Source organism: Mycobacterium sp. E3247, from assembly GCF_001667785.1.
GTDB lineage: Bacteria > Actinomycetota > Actinomycetes > Mycobacteriales > Mycobacteriaceae > Mycobacterium.
Genome location: NZ_LZJG01000255.1, coordinates 1 through 1,355, shown reverse-complemented (window position 1 = coordinate 1,355; position 1,355 = coordinate 1). Strand labels below are relative to the sequence as shown.

The 1,355-nt window shown below is 62.8% G+C and carries 1 protein-coding gene and 1 pseudogene; both read right to left on the bottom strand.

Annotated features, from left to right (window positions below; genetic code table 11):
- Positions 1 to 759, bottom strand: a 759-nt coding sequence (locus A9X04_RS32310; protein ID WP_197509165.1) for a glycosyltransferase, incomplete at its 3' end; no start/stop codon positions are given.
- Positions 760 to 1,152: 393 nt separating this feature from the next.
- Positions 1,153 to 1,355, bottom strand: a pseudogene (locus A9X04_RS32305) (glycosyl transferase family 1); the annotation flags it as partial.

The following is a 1,355-nucleotide window of genomic DNA, read 5'->3' as shown; positions in this document are numbered from 1 at the left end:
GCAGATCGGCGGCGATCCACCGGCGATCCACGATGCCACGTCCTCGTCGGCGTCCGTGGTCAACTCCATGGTCAGCGCGCCGACAAAGGGCCGTCGGTCGCCCCATTTCTTCGCCCATTCGGCGGCCAGCCCGGGAAAGCAGACTTCGTCATAGGCCTGGATCTCGAGCGAGCCGCGTTCGGCGATCCGCCGGGGCGAGGGTTTCGTGGCCGCGGGCAGTCCGAGCTCGCGGCGCTGTGCGTTCTCCACTTGCTTCGTCGAGCGCCAAAACAACCACTCGACCGTTTTCATGCCGGAGCGAAACAGCGGCGCCGGCACGCGCGGAACGAGCTGGCCGTTGGCCCGCATCGGGAAGTGATGAAGTGTCGCCAGCGGAATGCGGTAGAACTCGGCGACGTTGATCGCGAGGTCCTGGTAGAGCTGTCCGGTGAAGATCAAATCGGCGCCGGCACCGACCGACATCAGTGACGAGCTCATCAGCTGCCAGTTCCGCAGCACCGGCTCCCATGCGTCGCGCATCAACTTGATGGGCCCGCGCACGAAATTCTTCCAGAAGTCGCGGATGAACTCGTCGCTCCAGAAGTCGTGCATGTCGGGTCCGTAGCCGATGGCCGCCAGGCCTGCTTCCTGCGCGAGCTCAACAAGATTGGGCGGGACGGCCATGCGGACTTCGTGCCCTCTGCGCGTCAGTTCCCGCCCGATAGCGAGGCACGGCTCTATGTCACCGCGCGTCCCGTAGCTTGCCACAGCAAATTTCATCGCGTTGTAACCTTAATCACTTTTCCCTTGCCCCGGCAACACTTCAGAGTAGGGTCTTTCGGCCCTAATTTCAGTCTCTCCCTTCCCTATTGGGATTGACTGTTTTCGTTGCATGGCATGGGGAATGAGGTTCCGCGAGCGGGCGAACCGGCAATTCCCACCGGGCGCCGTCGGGTGTGACGAAGCCAATATCATCGGCCCTATCCCCCCGACCATTGGACTGTGACGACCTTTGACGGTTTGACGCGACCCCCAGGCATCGTCGGCTGATCAGATATCTAGTGTGCCAGAAAGTGTGGTCCCGTGTCTCCAGAAGCGGCAACTAGTTCGGCGCCGGCGCCGGAGTCAGGACGCTGACAGTGCGGCACACATCCGCGCTGTCGGCTTTGCCGATCAGGCGCGACTCCGCGAGCCGGCAAACTTCTCCACCACGTCAGCGGCCTTGACAACGCTTTCAGCGGGTTTGGTCATGTGCCGGGCGATCTCTCGCGCACGCACGCCGTAATCCGGATCGAGTATCCGGCGCAGATCCGCCAACAACGACTCCCGGGTGGTGGCCGAAAACCGCCGCGTGGCACCAACTTTCAGCCGTTTGA